Source organism: Mycobacteriales bacterium, from assembly GCA_035995165.1.
In the GTDB taxonomy this organism is placed as follows: Bacteria; Actinomycetota; Actinomycetes; order Mycobacteriales; family CADCTP01; genus CADCTP01.
Window position 1 is genome coordinate 1 of the sequence record DASYKU010000010.1, and the last position, 20,350, is coordinate 20,350.

Sequence of the window (20,350 nt, forward strand, 5' to 3'; positions counted from 1 at the left end):
CGAGCGCGCGGGGCAGCCAGTAGCCGCCCTGGCTGACCCCGTACGCCAGCAGCCCGGCAGCGTCCACATCGGACCGCTCGACCAGGGTGTCGACGACCGGGGTGAGCGCGGCCTCCCAGTCGGGCCGGAACGGGACGTCGCGCTCGAAGAGCATGGCCTGCTGGCCCGGGCCGTCGAAGGCGAAGGCGTTCCAGCCGCGCTCCAGCGCCGGCTGGATCACCGCCCACAGCGCGGCCAGCGAGCCGTCGCTGCCGTTGGTGATCACCAGCGTGGGACGGGGCGTCCCGGAGTCGTCCGGGCGGAACAGGTAGCCGGGCAGCGTGCCGCCCTCGTAGGGAACGGCGACGGGTAGGTGCCGGCCCGCGGACAGCTCCAGGACGGCGTCCCAGCACTCCCGGCTCCGCCGGAAGGTCGGCACCAGCACGGAGTCGTCCGGCATGCCGTCGACGAAGAAGATCACCCGGGAGTAGGCGTCCGAGGCGGCCAGGTAGTACCAGGCGGCGGTTTGCGTCAGCTCGCCGGCCCGGGCGCTGATCGCCTGGGCGCGCAGCTGGTCGGCCGTCTCGAGCCAGGCCGCGTACCAGCCGGCCGCGTCGCCGTCAGCGATCCGGTCCAGCGTCGCGAGGACCAGGCCGATGTCGGGACCGCCGAAACCGGCGCGGCCGATCGCCGAGCGAGCGGCGGCCTCGAAGTCCTCACTGGTGAAGAACCGGGAGCGTGACGTGGTTTCCATGACCACACGATGGCTGCGGGGACCGCCGCCAGACCTGTCCGCAACGGACAGTCCTGGCTAGGTGCCGCCGCGCACCGCGTCGACCAGCTCGTGCCGGGAGGAGGTGTTGGTCTTCGCGTAGATGTTGCCGAGGTGGTAGGCGACGGTGCTGCGGGTCACGTAGAGCTCCCGGGCCATCTGCGCGTAGCTGAGACCCCTGGTCAGCAACACCGCGACCGCCCGCTCCCGGTCCGACAGCAACGCCAGCACGTCCTCGACACCGGAGCCCGCGGCGTCCAGGCGGTCGAGGAAGACGCGGGCCCCCAGCCGCTCGTACCCCTGGACGGCCGCCGCCCGCGCCGCGGAGGCGGCGGTTCCCGACTCGACCCGGGCCAGGTCGGCGTAGCTGTGGGCCCGGTGCAGCGGCAGCGGCCGTAGCATCGCGGTCGCCGTCTGCAGTTCCGCGCGGGCGGCGTCGTGGCGACGCTCGCCCTCGGCGACCAACCCGCGCAGCCAGGCCGCGCCGCCCCCGGTCCAGCCGGCGACCGCCGCGCTGTCGTCCAGCCGCTGCGCGAGCGCGGTGGCCTCGGCCCAGCGCCCGGCCCAGACCATCGCCAGGCCGAGGTGCAGGGTCCATAGCGGCGACAGCCCGGGGCCCAGCCCGATCAGCTCCGCGCCGAAGTCGCGCTCCAGGTCGGCGACGAACGAGCGCCGCTGCTCGCCGTCGTCGGCCAGCTCGGCCAGCAGGACGCCGGTGACGCCGACGATCTGGACCGCGACCGGCCAGGGCGCGGCCAGCAGCCGGGCCCGCGCGTCGGCCCAGGCGGACCGTGCGGACGGCACGTCGCCGAAGGCCAGGAAGCTCAGCGGCAGGGTCGCGGCCACGAGCGGATGGGCGGGCCCGAACCGCGACTCGGCGCAGACCCGCAGCGTGACCCCGGCCTCGGCCCAGTCCCCGCCCATCCACTGGGCGTACCCGAGCAGGGCAGCGAAGCCGTGGTCGCTCGCGTCGGCCAGCCCCTCGCGCAGGTTGTCCTGGAACCGGCGCAGGTCGCGGACCGCACGGTCCGTCCAGCCGATCGCGGCGCAGATCGACCCGGCCCAGGCCAGCTGGTAATTCTCGGCCGGATTCAGGCGCTGGTGGGCCGGGAACTCCGGCAACGCGCGCACCATGGCCTCGCCCTCGCCCGGGCCGAGCAGCTGCACCTGCGCCTGCCGGCGGGCCATGGTCAGGTAGCCGGCGAGGGCGGCGTCCGCCTCCTGCTCGCCATCGATGCGGGCCAGCCGCTCCAGCACCTGCGCACCCGGCACGCCGACGGCGATGCGTACCCAGGCCAGCAGGACCTCGAGGCGATACCGGGACCGCGGGTCCGACGCGGCCAGGGGCGGCTCACCCACCGCCTCCAGCACGTGCCGCGCCTCGACCCAGCGCTTCACCAGCACCAGCCGCAGGCCCTGCACGAGCGCGCGTCGCACCTCGTCCCGGGCCCAGGCGACCTCGGCCAGCTCGGGCGTGACGTCGTCCAGGTCGCGGGCGAGCAGCTGCTCGAACAGGCTGTCCAGCCAGCGGGACTCGCGCAGCCCGGGATCGGCGGTCAGCCGGCCGGCGCGGCGCAGCATCGCCGCGGCGGTGCGGTTGTCGCCCTCGGCGTGCAGCCGCCCCGCGTACGCCGCCATATCGCCGGCCAGCCCGTCGTCGTACCGCTCGGTCGCCGCGAACCGGTGTTCCAGCGCCAGCACCGCAGGTGCCACCGTCACAGCCGCCCGCAGGTGCAGGGCCCGACGCCGGTCGGGCGGGATGTCGTCGTGGATGGCGGCCCGGACCACCGCATGCCGGAACCGCACCGAGGTCTCCGCCCCGGACCAGCGGCGCTCCAGCCAGCCGGCGTCCACGAGCAGGCCGAGCGCGTCGCGTGGGTCGGCGACCTCGGCCAACTCGGCCGCGACCGGCAGCTCGGCCCAGGAGACCCCGGGCACGGCGCCGAGGACGGCGACCGCCCGCACCAGCGCGACGCTGTCCGGGCCCACCCGGGCCAGCCGGTGCGCCACGGTCTGCACGAGGTCGGCCGGTGCCGGTAGCTCGGACATCCGGCGCAGCTCGGCCGCATCATGCTCCTGCAGCAGGGCGGTCAGGTAGAGAGGGTTGCCGGCGGCGTGCTCCCACAGCCGCCCGGCCAGCGCGAGGTCCACGTCCGGGTCCACGCCGCGCATGAGCGCTGCGGCGTCCTCGGCCGACAGGCCGGTCAGCCGCAACCGGACGACCCGGCCCCACCCCGCCAGCAGGCGGCGCCACTGCGGGTGCGCCGGGGGCCGGATCGGCCGGGCGGCGGCGACGACGAGCAGGCGGTCGCCGGCGGTCCGCCGGACCAGCCAGGCCAGTGCCGCCACCGACTCGGGGTCGGCCCACTGCAGGTCGTCGACCGCGACCACGACCGGACCCGCGGACCCGGCCCGGTCGATCAGCTCGCGCAGGTCCTGCGCCATTTCGAACGGGTCGACCGCCGCGGCGGTGGCGGCTCCGGTGACGCCGAGCCGGCGCAGCAGGTCGCCGGGCGACCGTCCTCCGGACTCGTGCGCCTCGCCGGCGACCAGCTGGAAGCCGGCATCGCGGCAGTGGGCGGTCAACTCCTCCAGCAGCGCGGTCTTGCCCTGTCCCGCGTCACCCTCGACGGCGAGGACGGTGGGCGATCCCGAGCCGGCCACGGCGATCGCCTCGTCCAGGACCCGGAGCTGCTCGGCGCGCCACCACCTCGACCCGGCCGCCATGCCGCACCCCCGATGCGCAGGACTGGTCATTGTGAACAGGCGGCCGGCGCCCCTGCGGACCCAGACTCGACCACTGTCACCACCCTGTCTCAGCGCCTCGACCTCTGTCCACGGGAGCCGACTAATGAACGTCAAAAACCTCGTCTGGGGCTTCACCCCGCTGCTGGTCTTCGCGCTGGTCACGCCGCTGGTCGGCCCCGGTCCCGGCGCCGCCGCCGGCCTGCTGGTCGCGGTGGCCGTGGTGCTCGGCGACCGGAAGCACGGGGTGCGGATCGTCCCGGTCGTGACCGCCGTGATCCTGGCTGTCATCGGGATCGTCGCCGTGCTGGGCGACTCCGGCACCGACCGGTTCCTCACCGACTACGGCCGCGGCCTCGCCGGTCTCGCGCTGGCCGCGTACATCCTCGTGACGGCTCTGCCGGCGCCGTTCACGGCCCAGTTCGCCCGGCAGGCCGCGCCCGAGCGGGTCTGGCACGAGCCGGCCTTCCGCCGTCTCAACACGCGGATCAGCACAGCCTGGGGATGCGCCGTACTGGCCGCCTCCGCCGCCCACCTCGCCGCCGCGGCCCTGCCCGACGGCCGCGCCGGGGGACGGCTGCTGACCTGGGGCGTCCTCGCCGCCGCCGTCGCGCTCGCGCTGCGCTACACCCGCTACGAGGTCCAGTCGGCCCAGCACCCGCGACCCCACTGACGTCGGACGCCGGCGCCCGCGGATGTCCGTTCCCGCCGGCCCGGCGGCGGGCCGGACGGTCTCGACACCGAGCAACTTCACCGCTTGGTCCCCTTCGCGGGCGAGCTGGGCACGCGGCTGATCGCCGCCACGCCGGCCTCCGTGCGGTTGGAGCTCGACCGGCAGGCGCGACGCAGACCCAGGCTGTGCTGAGACCGCAGACATGGAGCAGCCCGTGTTCCATGCACCGTCGCTGGACTACTACGTGATGACCCGGCACGCCGACATCGCGGCGGTGTTCCGGGACGTCGAGACCTACTCGGCCGCGGTGGCTCAGCTGCCGCTGGTCGCCCTCGAGCACGAGGCGGCCCGGATCCTGCTCGACGGCGGGCACCGGCCGCAGCCGTCGATGGTCAGCCTCGACCAGCCGGAGCACACCCGGCTGCGGCGGCCGGCGACCCGGGCGTTCACGGCGGCTCGAGTGCAGGCGATGACGCCGGAGATCCGGGCGCGCGTGGACGTCCTGCTCGACGCGGTCGCGGGCGAGGCGACGTTCGACCTCGTCGAGGCGTTGTGCTTCCCGCTGCCCGCGGAAACGATCTTCTCGCTCATGGGCGTGCCGCGCGCGGACTACCCGCGGCTGCGGGCCTGGTGCGGTTCGCGTGCGGCGCTGGCCTGGGGCCGTCCCGCGCCCGAGGAGCAGATCGACATCGCCACGAACATGGTCGCCTATCGGCGCTACCTGCGGGACCTCGTCGACGCCAAGGACGCCGAGCCCGGCGACGACTTCACCTCGGACCTGCTCGTCATCCACTACGAGGATCCGGCGAGGCTGACCCTCGACCAGATCGCCTCGATCCTGTTCTCGCTGTCTTTCGCCGGCCACGAGACCACGAACAACCTCATCGGCAACACCGTCCGGCGGCTGCTGGAGGATCCGTGCCGCTGGGCCCGGGTCGTCGCCGATCCCGCGCTCGCCCCGGGAGCCGTCGAGGAGACACTGCGGTACGACCCGTCGGTGCCGGTCTGGCGCCGGGTCACCACCCGGGCCACGACCCTGGCCGGGGTGGACCTCCCGGCGGGCGCGAAGCTGTTCCTCTGGCTGGCTGCGGCCGGCCGGGACGGGCACTTCTGGGCCGACCCGGACGTGTTCGACCTCGAGCGCGCCGACGCTAAGGCACACCGGCGTTCGGCGGCCGCAGCATCCACCTGTGCCTCGGCGCGGGTCTGGGCCGGCTCGAGGCCACGATCGCGGTGCAGCGGCTGGTCGCGCGGTTCCCCGGCCTGTCCATGCCCGACCAACAGATCCCGTTCCACCCGAACATCAGCTTCCGCGGACCGCAACGCCTGCTGGTCGAGACCGGCCGAAGCGGTGGTGTCAGGACCGAGGTAGCTGGCCCGGTCGACGAGGCAGCAACCGGGTGCGCCTGAACGTCCGCCACCTGAGTGCGTCGCCGGTTGCGGCGGTCCGCATTGCTCGAGGAGGCAGCGTCCTCCGGCTCCGCGACGAGTGCCCCGGGTCGCTCCGAACGAGGCATGCCCCGGGCGCCCGCAGCGTCTCGACCAGCCTGGCGCAGCCCTGTGCCATGGTTCGCTATGGTGCGGGAGCGGGGGAGAGCGGGGATTGACGCGTGGAGGCCTTGGCTGCGGTCGATGATCGGCGCGGGGCCCGGCTGCAGTACCACGATCTCGGGCCGTTGCTGGTCGAGCGGGACGGCGAGGCGGTGGCGCTGGCCGGGGGCCGGTTGACCACTGCGTTGTCGGTGCTGCTCATCCACGCCGACCGCCGGGTGGCGTCGGAAGCGTTGGTCGAGGCGATCTGGGGCGCCGACGCCGCCTCGCGATCGGCCTCCACGCTCGACTCGCACGTCTTCCGGCTGCGCAAGGTGCTCGAGCCGGACAGGGAGCGCGGTGCGCCGTCCCGGGTCTTGCTGCACGACGCCGCCGGTGGGTACCGGTTGCTGGTCGACCCGGATCAGGTCGACTCCTTGCAGTTCCAGCAGCTGGCCGACGAGACGGTCGATCTGCTCGGCACCGAGCAGCCTGGTCGGGCGCTGCGGCGGGCGAAGGAGGCGCTGAGCATGTGGCGGGGCCGGCCGTTCGCCGCGGTGGCGGACGAGCCGTGGGCGGAGGCGGCGGTCGCCCGGCTGGAGGAGATCCACGCGCAGGTGCAGCAACGGCAGGTCGACGCGCTGCTCGGGGTCGGCGAGTCGGAGCGGGCGCTGGTCGAGTTGGGGACTGCGCTGCACGAGCATCCGCTGCGGGAGCGGCTCTGGGCGCAGCGGATGCTCGCCTGCTACCGGGCCGGCCGGATCGACGATGCCCTGCGCACGTACCAGGACGCCCGCCTGCTGTTCCTGGACGAGCTCGGCGTCGAGCCCGGCGGGGAGCTTCGTGACCTGCAGGGCCGGATCCTTGCCGACGACCCGAGCCTGGCCGGGCCGCGGCCGACGCCGGAGCCGAGCCGCAGGGTCGAGGTCCACCTGCCCGGCCGGCTACCGACGCTGATCGGCCGGCAGCCTGAGCTGGCTCGGCTGACCGCGCTGCTGGCCGAGCGCACGCTGGTCAGCCTCGTCGGTGCGGCCGGCTGCGGGAAGACCCGCCTCGCCGTCGAGGTCGCCCGCAGGTCCGCCGACTCGTACCCGGACGGCGTCTGGTTCGCCGACCTGACCCCGGCACAGGACGCCGATCAGCTGCTCGACGTCGTCATGTCCGGGCTGGGCGTGACCGCACCGATCACCGGACTGGCGACCGGGGCGCTGCGGTCGTTCACCGAGCACCGGCGGATGCTGATCGTTCTGGACAACTGCGAGCACCTGCTCGTCGCCGCGGGCGACCTGGTCGACGCGCTGCTGGACGGCGACACCGAGCTCGCCGTGCTGGCAACGAGCCGGGAGCCGCTGGGGCTGCCCGAGGAGACGGTGCTGGGGCTCGACCCTCTGCCCGTCCCCTCCGCGGACGATCCGGATGCCGCCACGGCTCCGGCGGTCGAGCTGTTCCTGGACCGGCTGGCTGCCGCCGATCCGAGCGCGCAGCTGGACGAGCGACGGCTGCGGCTCGCCGTGGACGTGTGCACGATGCTCGACGGCGTACCGCTGGCGTTGGAGCTGGCGGCCGCGCGGGCGCGGGCGTTTTCCCTGGAGGAGATCGTCAATCAGGTTGCCTCCGATCCGAGCGCCCTGTCCCGAATCGGCCGCGGCGCTCCCGCCCACCGGACGGTCGGCGTCGCGGTCGAGCAGAGCTACGCCATCCTCCCGCCGGACGAGGCCGCGCTGCACCGGAGCGTGTCGGTCGTGCCCGGCCCGTTCACGGTGCCCTTGGCCGCCGCGTTGGGCGGACGGCCGTTCAACGCCGTCCGGAACGACGTCGCCGGGCTCGTACATCGCTCAATGCTGGTACGGGACGGCCCGCTGCGCCCGGGCGGGCCGTCCCGGTTCCGGCAGCTGGCGATCGTCCGCAGCCACGCCGAGCACGCAGCCGCCGAGGAGGTCGACGAGCTGCACCGGCGCCGGGACCACTGGGTCGTCGACCTGGTCGGGGCGAAGCCCCGGCTGGGGCACCCGGACGAGGCCGAGTGGTTCACCGCACTCGACGACAACCTCCCGGCCATCCGGGCGACGCTGCAGCACGCGCTCGTCGACGCGCCGGCGACCGCCGCCCCGGCCGGCCTCGCGGTCGTCGCCCGCCTCGGCCTGTACTGGTACTACCGCGGCGCCCGGATCGAGGGTCGGCGCTGGCTGGACCGGGCGCTCGCGACCGACATCCCGGACGCCGGCCGGCAGGACCTGACGCTGGCCCGCCTCGCCCTCGGCGGATACCTGTCGATGGAAGACCGGTACGACCTGGGTCTGCCCTACATCGAGGCCGCGATCGCCTCCGTCCGGGACGACGCCGACATCGTGATCGCCGAGGCTCTCGCCGTCCTGACCCTTCCGCTCTGGGCCGCCGACGAGAGGGCGCAGATCGCCGAGGTGGCCGCTCGGATCGGGGCGGCGGCGGCCCGGACCGGCGACCAGGGGCTGCAGCTCCTCACCGAGGTCTCCGCGCTCATCAGCCGGATGGGCGCGGTGGACCCGGCGGAGTCCGCGGCGGGCGCTGCGGACCTCTACAACCGGGCCGTCGCCCTCGACAACCGGTACGCGGTCTGGGTCACGTCGAGCTCCGCCGCCGCCATGGCCATGCTGACCGGAGACGTCCAGGGCGGCCTGGCCTGGTCCGACCGCGCGCTCGCGCAGCACCTCTCACTCGGGGTCACCGAGGGTGCCTATCCCCTGGAGGTCAGGGCGGACCTGCTCACCATGGCCGGCCGGAACCGCGAGGCGGTGCGGTTGTACGCGGCCGCACGGGCGCACTGCCGCCGGGCGGGAATGCGCTGGCCCATCGTGGAGCGGTCGGCCGACCTCAGCCAGGCGGCGCTGGCCGCGCTGGACCGCGCGGAGGCCGACGCCGCCTGGGTCGAGGGTGGCCGGCTGCTGCTGGCCGACCTGGCCGGGCCCGGCCAGGTCGGTGTCACGCGGGACGCTCCGCGAACGCGAGCCGCAGCGCCGCCGCGGTCTCCGCACTGAGATCGGCCTCGATGACGTCGGCGACGCCGAGGACCTCCCGTACCCCGTCCGGATCGGACGTCGGCTCGATCAGGAACAGCGCCGAGGTGCCCGGCCGGATCCGTTCGCGCAGCCGGTGCAGGAACTCGTCGGTCAACCCGATCCGGCTCAGCCCGGCCGGCTCGACGCCACCGGCCAGCGGCAGCAGGAACGCGACCCCGAACAGCAATCCCCAGAAGGCGCCGGCCAGCGGCGCGGACCCGGCGACGCTGCGGGCCTGGTACGTACGCGGCCGGCGGTCCCGGTCGCCCCAGGCCACGACCGCGGCGTCCGCCACACCGATCACCCGCCGGCCGATGAGACCTTCCAGCGCACGCAGGGCCCGCTCGGCCCCGTCGGTGGACTCGAACGTCCAGATGGTCACTGTGGACACCGCCGCTCCTTTGTCATGAACTCCCGTTGGGATCTGACGGTCTCCCGGCACCGTCCAACGGCGCTCCAACGCGGTCCCGACGCCTCGGCGGCCTGGGCGCGCGACGTCCGGGGTCAGCCGGGCGGTCGGGAGGTCGGGAGGGAACCGCCCGCCGGGGTGATTCCGGTTCGGGTCAGCGGCCGGCCGGTCGTCAGCAGAGGAACTCGGTACAGCCGGGCGAGACGCCGGCGGGGACCGGGTCGGCGTTCTTCACCAGCCACGACGAACCCGTGGCGGACTCCTCGTTCTGCGCCTCGAGCACGAGCGGGGAGCCGGCGGCGCCCGACATCGTCAGGATCGGCGCGGTGCGGATGTCCATGACCTGCGGGTTCGGCAGCGGACCCAGGTTGACCAGCGCCGGCAGGGTGAGCGAGGTGTCGTCGGGGCGCCCGGCGACGGTCCCCATCGTCCACAGCTGGTTGGGCTGGTTCGCGGCGTTCGGGTCGCAGCCGTACCAGTTGACGGCCGCTCCGGCGCCGGGCGCGCCGTGGCTGCCGTCGGCGTCGAGGCAGAGCGCGTGTCCGTCGGCGGTGTAGTGCATGATCTTGTACGCACCGGCGTTCATCGAGACGGTGTGGGAGATGCCGGCCGAGTCCAGGGCGTCGTAGGTGAGCCGCCTGGTGTCGACGCGGTGGAAGTACAGCCGCTGGGTGTTCGAGCCGAACCAGAGGGAGGTCTGGGCCGGGGTGCCCCAGGCGCTGGAGTCGTTCGGGTCGCTGATCACCTGGCCGGTCAAGAAGGAGTCGGACCCGATGAGGGCCGGGTTGCCGGTCGTCCCGTCGATCTGGGGGAGCACGTCGCCGCCAGGGACGTAGGCCGGGCCCGGGAGGGTGGTGGCGCTGGCGCTGGCGGGGGCAGCGGCCGCGACACCCAGCCCGAGGGCGGCGGTGACGACGGCGGTCGCGGCGACCAGGGTCTTGGCGGTCATCGTGCGCAGGGTGGTCATTGTCTGTCCTTTCGTTCGGTCCGGGCCCGCTCTGAGCCCGGACCGAACAGTGCCGGGACCCGCGCTCAGCTCACTGAAGCGCCGCGCCAATCCCCCGTTGGACGGTTGTTGGATGAGCCCGTCCTCGGCCTCGCGGTCCGGGACGGCCGGCTGACCCGCAACCCGACGGCCGGCGTACGGCTCCCCCGGCGCAGCCCACGACCCCACCGATGGGCCTCGAAGCGTGCGTTCCTCATCCCGCACCTGCCGCCTCTGCGAGCAGGACAAGCTGCTCAGCGCCTAGCCGCGCCGTCCCCAACGCGCGTCGACCGGCTCCTCACCTCGCCGCAGCGCGTCGAGGTAGGCACGGTCGGCGGCGAAGCGGGCCGCCACCTCGGGACCCTCGGCAACGGCGCCATGGCCGGGGACCACGACATCGACGTGCCTGGCGGCCTCACCCAGCCGCTCGAGTGCCCTCTCGTAGGCGCCCACCTGATCGGGGCGGCGAGGGTCGAGCAGCGGGATCAGGACGTCGGAGAGCATGTCGCCGGCGAGCAGGACGCCACGGTCGGCGAGCAGGACCGCGGCGTGGCCGACGGCGTGCGCCTCATGCTCGACGATCTCGCCCGGCACGCCGCCGCCGTCCGCGGGCAGCGGGGTGAGGAGCCCTATCAGCTCGAGCGGTATGCCCGATGCGCTCTCCGCCGCCATTCTCTGCGCCCGCTCTCGGGCCTCACCGGCAGCGTGGGCGCCGGCGGAGGTGGCGTAGCGCGGCACGTCACCGAACCGGGAATGCCACAGCAGGTGGTCCCAGTGGGGATGGGTGGAGAACCCGGCGACCACCGGAATGCCGAGCCGGTCCACGAGCCGGTCCAGGTCATCGGCGAGCTGGTTCAGCTCGGAACCATCGATGCCGGGATCGACCAGGACCAGTCCACCCTCCCCGCGCACCACGATGGCATTGCTCCAGACCCACGCGCTCTGCCTGACCCAGACGCCCTCGGCCACCTGATTCAGCATCGATTCACTCTGTCAGTCATCTCCACCACCCGGCACAATCACGCTGGGCAGGAGATGGTAGGCCCCGACCGGCCCGGTCCCTGCTGGAAATCGGCGGATTCAGACCCCGACTACACCCTCGATCGTGAAGAGGCCCATTTCTGTCAGGGGTGGTGGCCTGCGCCGCCGCGCCGCCGAGAGTCACCAGCCCAAGGGTGCTCATGGCCGCTACGGTCACCAGCACGATCAGTCGCCGGATAGCGACCACTCTCCCTTGGTAGCTGCTCTCCGAGCCATTCAACGCGTCCTTGCTCGCTCGGTATGCGAGTGGAGTGTTCGCGCGTGTCCTGCCCATCAATCCGCTTTGGCCCGCCACTCCATCTCGGATCTGATCATGCCGATGTCCGGATGACGGTTGCGGCCATGAAGGGCCGGTCGATATCCCTTGACGTGGAGGTCGACATTGCAGACTGGTGTTCCCGCTCGACTCGTCGGCTCGTAGCCGCTCGGGTAATCCGGATACGGCGGATGTCGAGTCCACACCCGGTCGCCTGGTCGCCGCAGCGCGAGCCCGGTGAAGGCGGTCGCGAGGCGTAGGTGTGGCGGGCCCGGGGGGACCACCCCTGCCAGCCGCTGGAGGAGGTCGGCGCCGAGACCGACCGGGGGCCAACGGGGATCGCCCGCGCCGGGCTCCGACGCCGAGGCTCCATCGGCCCGCGGCAGCAGGAAAGGTGACGCGAACAGAACTCCCAGAACGCGCCCGACAGCGGCCGGCACAGCACCAGGCTGCGAACCTGACCTGCCTGTGGCCGCGAGTCGGCGGCCGGCGATGCCGCGACGGCGACGTCGTCGACCGCAACCGCCTCGCCGCGGTCCTCCTGCCGACTCAACAGCGCCCTCGGCCCCGGACTCCCGGCCGATCCGCCCGACGCACAGGTATTCGTCACGGCCGCAGGCCCCTCCGCCGTCGCCGCGGGCGTACGGCTCCAGTCTGCGGAGTCCACTCACGTTCATCTCTCCTGCCGCGTGGTCACCGCTAGAGTGGACGCGGGATGTGGGGATGACCCCAGATCGCCTCTTGGGTGCGCGCGATGGCCAGGAGACGGCGGACCGGCACCCGTGGAGCACGCCGGATCGAGGTGCAGCCGTCCCGGCGCGACAGAGGAGGCAGCTATGCCCGAGCAGCTCGTCCCGATCCCGCAGCCCAAGGCGTCACCGCTGTTGGGCAACCTGTCCGACCTCCGGAACGGTGGCGGCGGAGCGCTGGGGTTGATGGCGCTTGCCGAGAAGTATGGGCCGATCTATCGGCTCGCCCTGCCGGGTGGCCGTGAGATGGTCATTGTCAGCTCCGGGGAGCTGGTCAACGAGCTCTGCGACGAGACCCGCTTCGACAAAGCCGTCTCCGGACCGCTGCTGAACGTCCGCAACTTCGCCGGTGACGGGCTGTTCACCGCCGACACGGACGATCCCGACTGGGGCAAGGCCCACCGCATCCTGATGCCCGCGTTTGGTCCGGCGGCGTTGCGCGAGATGTTCGACCGGATGGTCGACATCGCTGACCAGCTGCTGATGAAGTGGGAGCGGGAGGGCGCCGATCACCGCATCGACGTGGGGAGTGACGCCACCCGCCTGACCCTCGACACGATCGCGCTCTGCGCGTTCAGCCACCGGTTCAACAGCATGTACTCCGACGAGCTCAACCCGTTCGTCGGCGCCATGCTGCGCTCGCTCGCGGAGGCGATGGTCCGCGCCCAGCGCGTGCCGGTGCAGACCCGGCTGATGCTGCGCGAACGGCACCAGTATGACGAGGACATCCGCTACATGTTCCAGGTCGCCGACGGGTTCGTCGCCGACCGCCGGAGCAACCCGCTGGCCGACGGCCAGCACGACATCCTCAATCGCATCGTCACCGCCGCCGACCCGGAGACCGGGGAGAAGCTGTCCGACGAGAACGCCCGCTACCAGCTCGTCACCTTCCTCATCGCCGGCCACGAGACGACCAGCGGCCTGATCACCTTCACGCTCTACCACCTGCTGAAGAACCCGGACATCCTGGCGAAGGCCCGGGCCCAGGTCGACAAGGTCCTCGGCAACCGGACCCCGCGGTTCGAGGACCTCGTCACGCTCACCTACCTCGACCAGATCCTCAAGGAGTCGCTGCGGCTGTGGCCGCCGGCGCCGGCGTTCTCACTTCGGGCGCTGAAGGACACGACGCTGGGCGGAAAGTACGCCGCGCCGCGCGACCGGGTCTTCACCGTGCTCACTCCGCAGCTGCACCGTGACCCGGCGGTCTGGGGGGACGCGGAGACTTTCGACCCCGATCGATTCTCCTTCGAACGCGCCGAGAAGCTGCCGCCGAACTCCTGGCGGCCGTTCGGCAACGGGCAGCGCTCGTGCATCGGCCGGGGATTCGCGCTGCAGGAGGCGACCCTGTTCCTGGCGATCCTGCTGCAGCGCTTCGACCTGACCGCGGCCGACCCGAACTACGAGCTGAAGATCCGGCAGGCACTGACGATCAAGCCGGACGGCTTTGTCATGACCGCCAGGCGCCGGGACACGGTGATCCAGGATGCTCCCCGCGCCCAGGCCCGGCAGGCCGCCGAGCCCGACGTGGCGACCCAGGCGAAGCCGAACGGCATCCCGATCACCGTCCTCTACGGGTCGAACGCCGGCACCTCCCAGGCGTTCGCCGAGCGGATCACCAACGATTCGAAGCTGCGCGGCTACACGGCCACGATAGGCACCTTGGACAGCGCCGCCGGCAAGCTGCCGACGCAGGGGATGGTCGTCGTGGTGACCTCCTCGTACGAGGGCCTGCCGCCCGACGACGCGAAGTCGTTCGTGAACTGGCTCGGCACGCTCCACGCCGGCGCGCTCGACGGCGTCCGCTTCGCGGTCTTCGGCTGCGGCAACAAGGACTGGGCCAGGACCTACCAGGCGGTGCCGAAGGAGGTCGACGCCGGCCTCGCCGCGGCGGGCGGGCGTCAGGTCGTCGAGCGGGGCGAGGCCAATGCGCGCGGCGACTTCTTCGGCGACTTCGACGACTGGTACGCGGGCTTCTGGGGTCCGGTGGAGACCGAGTTCGGCCAGGACTCGAAGGAACCGGCCGCCGCGCCGGCACTGGCCGTGCAGTTCGTCGGGATCGTGCGTGACCCGCTCGTCCGGCTCAACCACCTCGAGCGCGCGACGGTGGTCGCCAACCGTGAGCTCGTGAACATGGCCGCCCCCGGCGCCCGGTCGAAGCGGCACCTCGAGATCGCGCTCCAGCCCGGCATGACCTACGGCGCCGGCGACTACCTCGCCCTGCTGCCGCTCAACCCGGCGGACGTCGTCGACCGGGCGTTGACGCGGTTCGGCCTGGCGTACGACTCCGCCGTGGTGCTGACGATCGCCGCGGGCGGCGCGACGTCCCTGCCCACCGGGACCCCGGTCACCGCCGGCGAGCTGCTGTCCGCGTACGTGGAGCTGTCCCAGCCCGCGACGCGGCGGCAGATCGGCCTGCTCGCCGACGCGACCGCCTGCCCGCCGGACAAGAAGGCACTCGCAGGACTGGCCGCGGATCCTGACACGTATGCCCGCGAGGTCCTCGACAAGCGGGTCACCGTGCTCGATCTGCTCGAGCAGCACCCGGCCTGCACGCTCCCGTTTGCATCCTTCCTGCAGATGCCTCCGCCGCTGGCGCCGCGGCGGTACTCGATCTCCTCCTCGCCGCGGTGGAGCCCCGAGCACGCCTGTCTCACCGTCGCCGTGCTCAACGCCCCCGCGCGCTCGGGCCACGGCACGTACGAGGGGGTGGCCTCGACCTACCTCGCCCGGCTCCGGCCCGGCACCACCGTCGCCGCCGCCGTTCGGCCCTCGGCGGTCGCCTTCCACCCACCGGAGTCGCTCGGGACGCCGATGATCATGGCCTGTGCCGGCTCCGGGCTCGCGCCGTTCCGTGGCTTCCTGCAGGATCGGGCGCTGCAGGCGAAGGAGCAGGGCGTCACGCCGGCTCCCGCGCTGCTGTTCTTCGGCTGCGACGCTCCCGACGTCGACTACCTCTACCGCGACGAGCTCGAAGCCTGGGCCGAGGACGACATCGTCGAGCTCCACCCGGCGTTCTCGGCCGAGCCCGTCGACGGGATCAAGTACGTTCAGGACCGGCTCTGGGCCGACCGCGCCCGGGTGACCGAGCTCGGCAAGCAGGGCGCGATGTTCTACGTCTGCGGCGACGGCGCGCACATGGCTCCGGCCGTCCACGAGACCTGCGCCCGGATCTACGCCGAGGGCGCTGGAGTGAGCAGCGAGGAGGCCGAGGCCTGGCTGGCTGCGATGCAGAAGGAGCGCACCCGGTACGTCCCCGACGTCTTCGAGTAAACGATGCCTCCAGACTGAGGCCGGTCGACGATGCCCCTCGATGGTGCGAGTGCGCCGGTGGACTGGGTGCGGTAGCGGGAGTCGCCGGGGCGGAGCCGCGCGGCCCCACATCAGTACGCGTCCCTCCCGCCGCCGGTGGTCGTCGGCGGCGGGAGGGACGTGAGGGGCTACGGCCGGCTCACCATGGGCCGGCCCTCAGGGGGCGAGGGCGATGATGCGGACGGCATCGCTGGCGCTCCAGCTGTTGAGGGAGAAGTCGATGCCGTTCTGGTCGATCCACCGGGTGGCGGTGTCGTCGAACTCCAGGCCCTGGTCGGCCCTGGACGAGTAGGCCGTGCCCGGTGCCCCGAACAGGGCGGTGGTGGCCTGCAGATCCGCCGTGCTGGTGGCGGTGGCGAGGACCTTGGTGCCGAACCACTCCGAGCCGGCGAACTTGGTGGCCAGGTTCTGGTCGCCGACGTGGTCAGCGTGCACGTAGTACACGTTGACCCTGGTCCCGGTCGGGACGGTGGTGCCGCCGACGGTGAGGTCACTGGTCAGCACCTGGTTGTACCGCTCGGCGAAGCTGCGCACGTAGTCGTCGCTCTCGAACGCTGCGGTCGCCACCGAGGCCGGCGGGTCGATGAACTGGAAGCTCGTGCTGTGCGCCGGCTGGACGGTGACGGTGACGTTCGCGAGGGCCTCGCCGGCCGGCGTGCTGGTCCTGACCACGAACGTCGACTGCCCGGCCTTCGTCGGGGTGCCGGTGATGTGGCCGTTGCCGGTCAGGCTGAGCCCGGCCGGCAGGCTTCCGGACCTCAACTCCACCGACGGCGCCGGGTAGCCACCCAGGGTCAGCCCGAAGTCGTACGGCTTGCCCAGCACGGCCGGCGTCGGAGTGCCGGAGATCGACGGGAGGGTGGTCCGGATCGCCATTCCGTTGTAGTAGCCACCCGCAATGGCGACCACCGAGGAGCCCAGCGTGGCCGGGGTCGGCGCGGCGCCGTCGGAGCTGGTGTCACCCCAGGTGACGACCGAGCCGGTCGACTTCAGTGCCATCCCGTAGTGCTCACCGGCGGCGATCGCGGTGACGCCGGACTGCGTGGCCGGAGGCAGGGTGGTCTCGCCCTTGCCGCTCGTACCCCAGCCGACGACGGACCCGTCGGACTTCAGGGCCAAGCCGAAGCCCAGACCGGCGGCGACCTTGGTCACCCCGGACGACACGGACGCCGGCAGCGTGAGGACACCGGAGGAGCAGCAGGACTTCCCCCAGGCCACGACCGAGCCGTCGGACTTGGCGGCCATCGCCCAGTTCCGGCCGGCGGCGATCGACACCACGCCGGAGGACACAGTGGCCGGCGGTGGCGTCAGCGTGGCGTTGCTGCTGAGGTCCCAGCCCCACTCGACGACCGAGCCGTCCGACTTCAGGGCCAGCGCCTGACCGTCGCTGACCGAGATCGCGGTGACCCCGGACTGCGCGGCCGCGGGCACGTCGGTCTGCCCGTGGTCGTCGAGACCCCAGGCGAGCACCGAGCCGTCGGACTTCAGCGCGACGCTGAAGTAGAAGCCGGCCGCGACGGCCGAGACCCCGGACTGGGCCGCGGCCGGCACCTGGGTCTCGCCGTAGTAGTCCTTGCCCCAGGCGACGACCTTGCCGCCGGAGGTGACCGAAAGGCTGTGCGCCAGCCCGCCGGCGACCGCGATCGCCGGCGACGCCGCGGCCGGGACGTCGGTGACGCCACCGGGGCCCTGGCTGTACGCGTTGCCGTTGCCCCAGCTGACGACCTCGCCGCCGCCGGCCGGAACCGCGGCCTCGGCCCCGGTCGCCGACACGGCCAGCGCCCCGAAGGCCACCAGAGGCGTGAGCACCGAGACGGTGGCGATCCGCCGCCACGGCCGCCGCCGGACATCCTTATCACCCGGGATGGACTGCTTGATCCGCTTCATTGTTCTCCCCTTTCAGGAGGACTTGATGTATGCGGACAAGCTGCAGGCCCGGGCTTCACAGACGGTCCAAATTGGACTTGGACTTCTTTTGAAGGCCGGCGATACGTCAGGCGGTGTCGCCGGCTGTGACGATGTCGGTGAGGGTGAGTTGCTCCCCGTCGCGCCAGGCGGCCTCGTACCGGTCGCGGCCGAGGTCGGCCCGCACCTGGGCGAGGAGACTGCGGGAGAGGGTGAGGCGGGGCCAGGTGGTGCCGGCGCGGCGGCTGGCAGACCGGGCGGCGGAGTAGACCCGGACGGCGGACTCGGCCTTGCCGGCCATCGCGAGCAGGTCGGCGCGCACCTCGAGCCAGGGACCGCCCTGGTGGGCGCCGAACTCCATGAAGAGCTCGATGCTGCGGGCGGACCACCGCAGGCCATGCTCGGGTCGGCCGGTGCGGAGCGCGGCGAGGGCGAGGGCGTTCGACGACATCCACGCGGCCGTCAGGTGGCCGCGTTCCATTGCCTCTGCGTGGATGGCCTCGGCGCGGTCGATGAAGCCGGCGTCGGGCACGGGTTGGACGAGGGCGCCAGCGGCGCGGGACAGCACCGCGAGGTCGGCGTCGGCGGTGCGGTCGGCGATCTCGCCCGCGCGGTCGACGAGCTGGACCGCGAGCGCGTAGTCCTCGTCCAGCATGGCGGACGCGGCGACGACGGTGAGGAGGTCACCTGCCCGCGGCAGGTCGGCGAGGGCCAGCTCGGGCAGCCGCTGGGCCACGGTGTCGAGGTGGGGCCGGGCGAGGTCCGGCCGGGACCGGAACGTCAGGGCGGCGGCATTCGCCAGATGGACGGCCACGGCACCGGCGGGTGACAGGTGCGGGATCAGCTCGGCGCCGAGCTGCAGCCACCGGCTGCCCTCCAGCAGCTGCTCGCGGTAGAACCAGTACATGAGCAGCGCCGCGGCCGCCGGAGCTCCGGCCGGGTCGCGGCGCTCGCCCAGCGTCCGCTGCAGCGCGGCACGGACGGCCGGGTAGTCGTCGTCGAGCGTGCGGTACCAGCGCGCGGACTCCACGCTGCCCAGCCGGGGGCGGGACGCGATCTCCGCGAGCACCCAGCTGTCACGCCGGTCGAGCAGCTCGTTCGCCCGGCCGGAGGAGGTCAGCAGCCGGGCGGCGTGTGCGCGGACCGTCGCCAGCTGCCGGAACGTCGACGGGCCGCCGGCTCGGGTGGGTCGGATCGCGGTGAGCAGCGACCGGTTGACCAGCAGGGGCAGGAGGTCGACGCCGCCGGGACCGGCCGCCGGCGTGGCCACGGCCGAGGCGAGCCGGCGGGTGAACGGGCCGGGCAGCACCGACAGCTCCTCGTGCAGCCGCTGCTCAGCCGGACTGAGCAGCTGGTAGCTCCACTGGATCGCCGCGTGGAGCGTCTGGTGGTGCTCCGCCCGGGCGCCGCCGACCGCGCCCAGCGCGCCGGGGTCCTGCCGCACCTGGTCGGCGATCTCGTCCAGGGAGTACGCCCTGATCCGGGCCGCGGCCAGCTCGAGTGCGAGCGGCACGCCGTCCAGGTCCGCACAGATCTGCTCGACCTGGCGTCGCGACCCGTCGTCGAGCCGGAAGGCGGGGTCAGCGGCGGTCAGCCGAGCAAGGAACAGCTCGACCGCCGGCGGCATCGTGCCGCCCGCGGCGGTCACCGGCAGCGGCGCCAGCGACCAGATCGTCTCGCCGTCGACGCCGAGCGCCTCGCGGCTGGTGGCGAGGATCACCGACTCGGTCGCGTCGCTGCCGAGCAGGGTCTCGACCATGGTCGCGATGCCCGGCAGCAGGTGCTCGCAGTTGTCGAGGACGAGCAGCAGCCGCCGCTGCTGCAGGTACGCGGCGAGCGCGTCGAGCGGCAGCGCGGTCGTGGCGCCGAAGCCGATCTGCGCGACGACCAGGTCGACGACGAGCGCCGGGTCCTCGATGGTGGTGAGATCGACGTACCAGACCCCGTCGGGGAACCGCGGCGCGGCGGCCCGGGCCGCGTCGATGGCCAAGCGGGTCTTGCCGGCGCCGGCGGGGCCGGTCACGGTCACGAGCGGGCCGGTACCCAGGTGCGCGCCGACCCCGCCGAGGTCGGCGTCGCGGCCGATCAGGGTGGAGGGCCGCCCGGGCAGATGCACCTCGACGGGGCGGGCCGGCGCGTCGTCCGACGGCACCGTCGCGAGCAGGTCCGGGTCCTGCTCGAGAATGCGCCGCTGCAGGGTCTGCAACTCGGCGCCGGGCTCGAGGCCGACCTCGTCGCGCAAGACGGCCCGAGCGTGCCGGTAGGCCTGCAGCGCCTGCTCGGTCCGCCCGCACCGGTGCAGCGCCAGCATCCGGGCGGCCCACAGACGCTCCCGGTATGGCATCTCCCGGACCAGCGGCTCGGACGCGACGACGGCCTGCTCGGCCCGGCCCAGGTCAAGCAGCGCATCCAGCTGCAGCTCCAGCGCCTGCGTCCGGGTCTCGTCGAGGCGGGCGACGGCCGCGGCGGCCCAGTCTTGATCCGACAGCGGCGTGTACGGGCGCCCCCGCCACAGCGCCGCCGCCGCCTCCAGCAGTTCGAGCGCCAGGCTCGGCCGCCGGCCGGCGAGCCGGCCCCGAGCGTCGTCGACCATCCGCTCGAACCGCGCGGAGTCGATCTGGTCGGGGCTGACCAGCAGCCGGTAACCGGCGACGTCGTTGATCAGGATCCGCGGCGCCTCGTGGGGACCGCGCCCGGGTTCCAGCAGCCGGCGTACCCGCCAGATGTGCGAATCCAGCGTCGACGGGTTGCCGGGGCCGCCACGGTCACCCCACATGGCCTCCATCAGCGCGTCGACCGAGACGCGGCGATTGGCGTTGATGAGCAGCAGGGCCAGGATCGCCGCCGGCTTCTTCCCGCCTGGTGGGATCTCCCGGCCGTCGAGCTCGACCACCATGGTGCCGAGATCGTGCACGATCACGGCCGCACCCTAGGTGCGGCATGCGACGGCGCCCGGACGACG

Annotated in this window: 11 protein-coding genes; 4 read left to right on the forward strand and 7 right to left on the reverse strand. The window is 73.2% G+C overall.

Features of this window, described 5'->3' with window-relative positions:
- A partial coding sequence (locus tag VGP36_02035) for a dipeptidyl aminopeptidase (protein ID HEV7653501.1) occupies positions 1–733 on the reverse strand: 733 nt, incomplete at its 3' end.
- A 57-nt stretch (positions 734–790) separates the two neighbouring features.
- Positions 791–3,478, reverse strand: coding sequence for an AAA family ATPase (locus VGP36_02040; GenBank protein ID HEV7653502.1), 2,688 nt, complete (start codon positions 3,476–3,478; stop codon positions 791–793).
- Between the two features lie 124 nt (positions 3,479–3,602).
- Here VGP36_02040 and VGP36_02045 point away from each other — a divergent pair, with 124 nt between their 5' ends.
- The 3 genes from VGP36_02045 (at position 3,603) to VGP36_02055 (ending at position 8,713) form a co-directional block, all read left to right on the forward strand.
- Complete coding sequence (locus VGP36_02045) at positions 3,603–4,169, forward strand: hypothetical protein (protein HEV7653503.1); 567 nt, start codon at positions 3,603–3,605, stop codon at positions 4,167–4,169.
- 202 nt (positions 4,170–4,371) lie between these two features.
- Positions 4,372–5,541: a cytochrome P450 gene (locus tag VGP36_02050; protein HEV7653504.1), complete on the forward strand. Its 1,170-nt coding sequence runs from the start codon at positions 4,372–4,374 to the stop codon at positions 5,539–5,541.
- Positions 5,542–5,779: 238 nt separating this feature from the next.
- Positions 5,780–8,713, forward strand: coding sequence for a BTAD domain-containing putative transcriptional regulator (locus tag VGP36_02055; GenBank protein HEV7653505.1), 2,934 nt, complete (start codon positions 5,780–5,782; stop codon positions 8,711–8,713).
- Here VGP36_02055 and VGP36_02060 read toward each other — a convergent pair.
- The 3 genes from VGP36_02060 to VGP36_02070 form a co-directional block, all read right to left on the reverse strand.
- A complete protein-coding gene (locus VGP36_02060; GenBank protein HEV7653506.1) occupies positions 8,658–9,125 on the reverse strand; it encodes a DUF1269 domain-containing protein in 468 nt (155 codons plus the stop codon). The genes VGP36_02055 and VGP36_02060 overlap by 56 nt on opposite strands.
- 190 nt (positions 9,126–9,315) lie before the next feature.
- Positions 9,316–10,110, reverse strand: coding sequence for a hypothetical protein (locus VGP36_02065; GenBank protein HEV7653507.1), 795 nt, complete (start codon positions 10,108–10,110; stop codon positions 9,316–9,318).
- A gap of 279 nt (positions 10,111–10,389) precedes the next feature.
- The gene (locus tag VGP36_02070) at positions 10,390–11,109 is read right to left on the reverse strand and encodes an MBL fold metallo-hydrolase (protein HEV7653508.1); all 720 of its coding nucleotides are present in this window, start codon (positions 11,107–11,109) and stop codon (positions 10,390–10,392) included.
- Between the two features lie 1,152 nt (positions 11,110–12,261).
- On the opposite strand from VGP36_02070, the gene VGP36_02075 reads away from it, so the two are divergent.
- Positions 12,262–15,444 carry a cytochrome P450 gene (locus VGP36_02075; GenBank protein HEV7653509.1) on the forward strand — a complete coding sequence of 1,061 codons (3,183 nt, stop codon included), beginning with the start codon at positions 12,262–12,264 and terminating at the stop codon, positions 15,442–15,444.
- Between the two features lie 195 nt (positions 15,445–15,639).
- Here VGP36_02075 and VGP36_02080 read toward each other — a convergent pair whose 3' ends face one another.
- Together VGP36_02080 and VGP36_02085 are read right to left on the reverse strand one after the other, a co-directional pair.
- Positions 15,640–17,370 (reverse strand): hypothetical protein, encoded by a 1,731-nt coding sequence (locus tag VGP36_02080; GenBank protein HEV7653510.1) that lies wholly within the window; start codon positions 17,368–17,370, stop codon positions 15,640–15,642.
- A gap of 106 nt (positions 17,371–17,476) precedes the next feature.
- Positions 17,477–20,308, reverse strand: coding sequence for a BTAD domain-containing putative transcriptional regulator (locus VGP36_02085; GenBank protein ID HEV7653511.1), 2,832 nt, complete (start codon positions 20,306–20,308; stop codon positions 17,477–17,479).
- Positions 20,309–20,350 lie beyond the last annotated feature (42 nt).

Bases quoted from the DNA above. Each gene is read 5' to 3' on its own strand.
- VGP36_02040 (HEV7653502.1), bottom strand. From the start codon at position 3,478: ATGGCGGCCGGGTCGAGGTGGTGGCGCGCCGAGCAGCTCCGGGTCCTG.
- VGP36_02045 (HEV7653503.1), top strand. From the start codon at position 3,603: ATGAACGTCAAAAACCTCGTCTGGGGCTTCACCCCGCTGCTGGTCTTC.
- VGP36_02080 (HEV7653510.1), bottom strand. From the start codon at position 17,370: ATGAAGCGGATCAAGCAGTCCATCCCGGGTGATAAGGATGTCCGGCGG.
- VGP36_02075 (HEV7653509.1), top strand. From the start codon at position 12,262: ATGCCCGAGCAGCTCGTCCCGATCCCGCAGCCCAAGGCGTCACCGCTG.
- VGP36_02070 (HEV7653508.1), bottom strand. From the start codon at position 11,109: ATGCTGAATCAGGTGGCCGAGGGCGTCTGGGTCAGGCAGAGCGCGTGG.
- VGP36_02065 (HEV7653507.1), bottom strand. From the start codon at position 10,110: ATGACCACCCTGCGCACGATGACCGCCAAGACCCTGGTCGCCGCGACC.
- VGP36_02050 (HEV7653504.1), top strand. From the start codon at position 4,372: ATGGAGCAGCCCGTGTTCCATGCACCGTCGCTGGACTACTACGTGATG.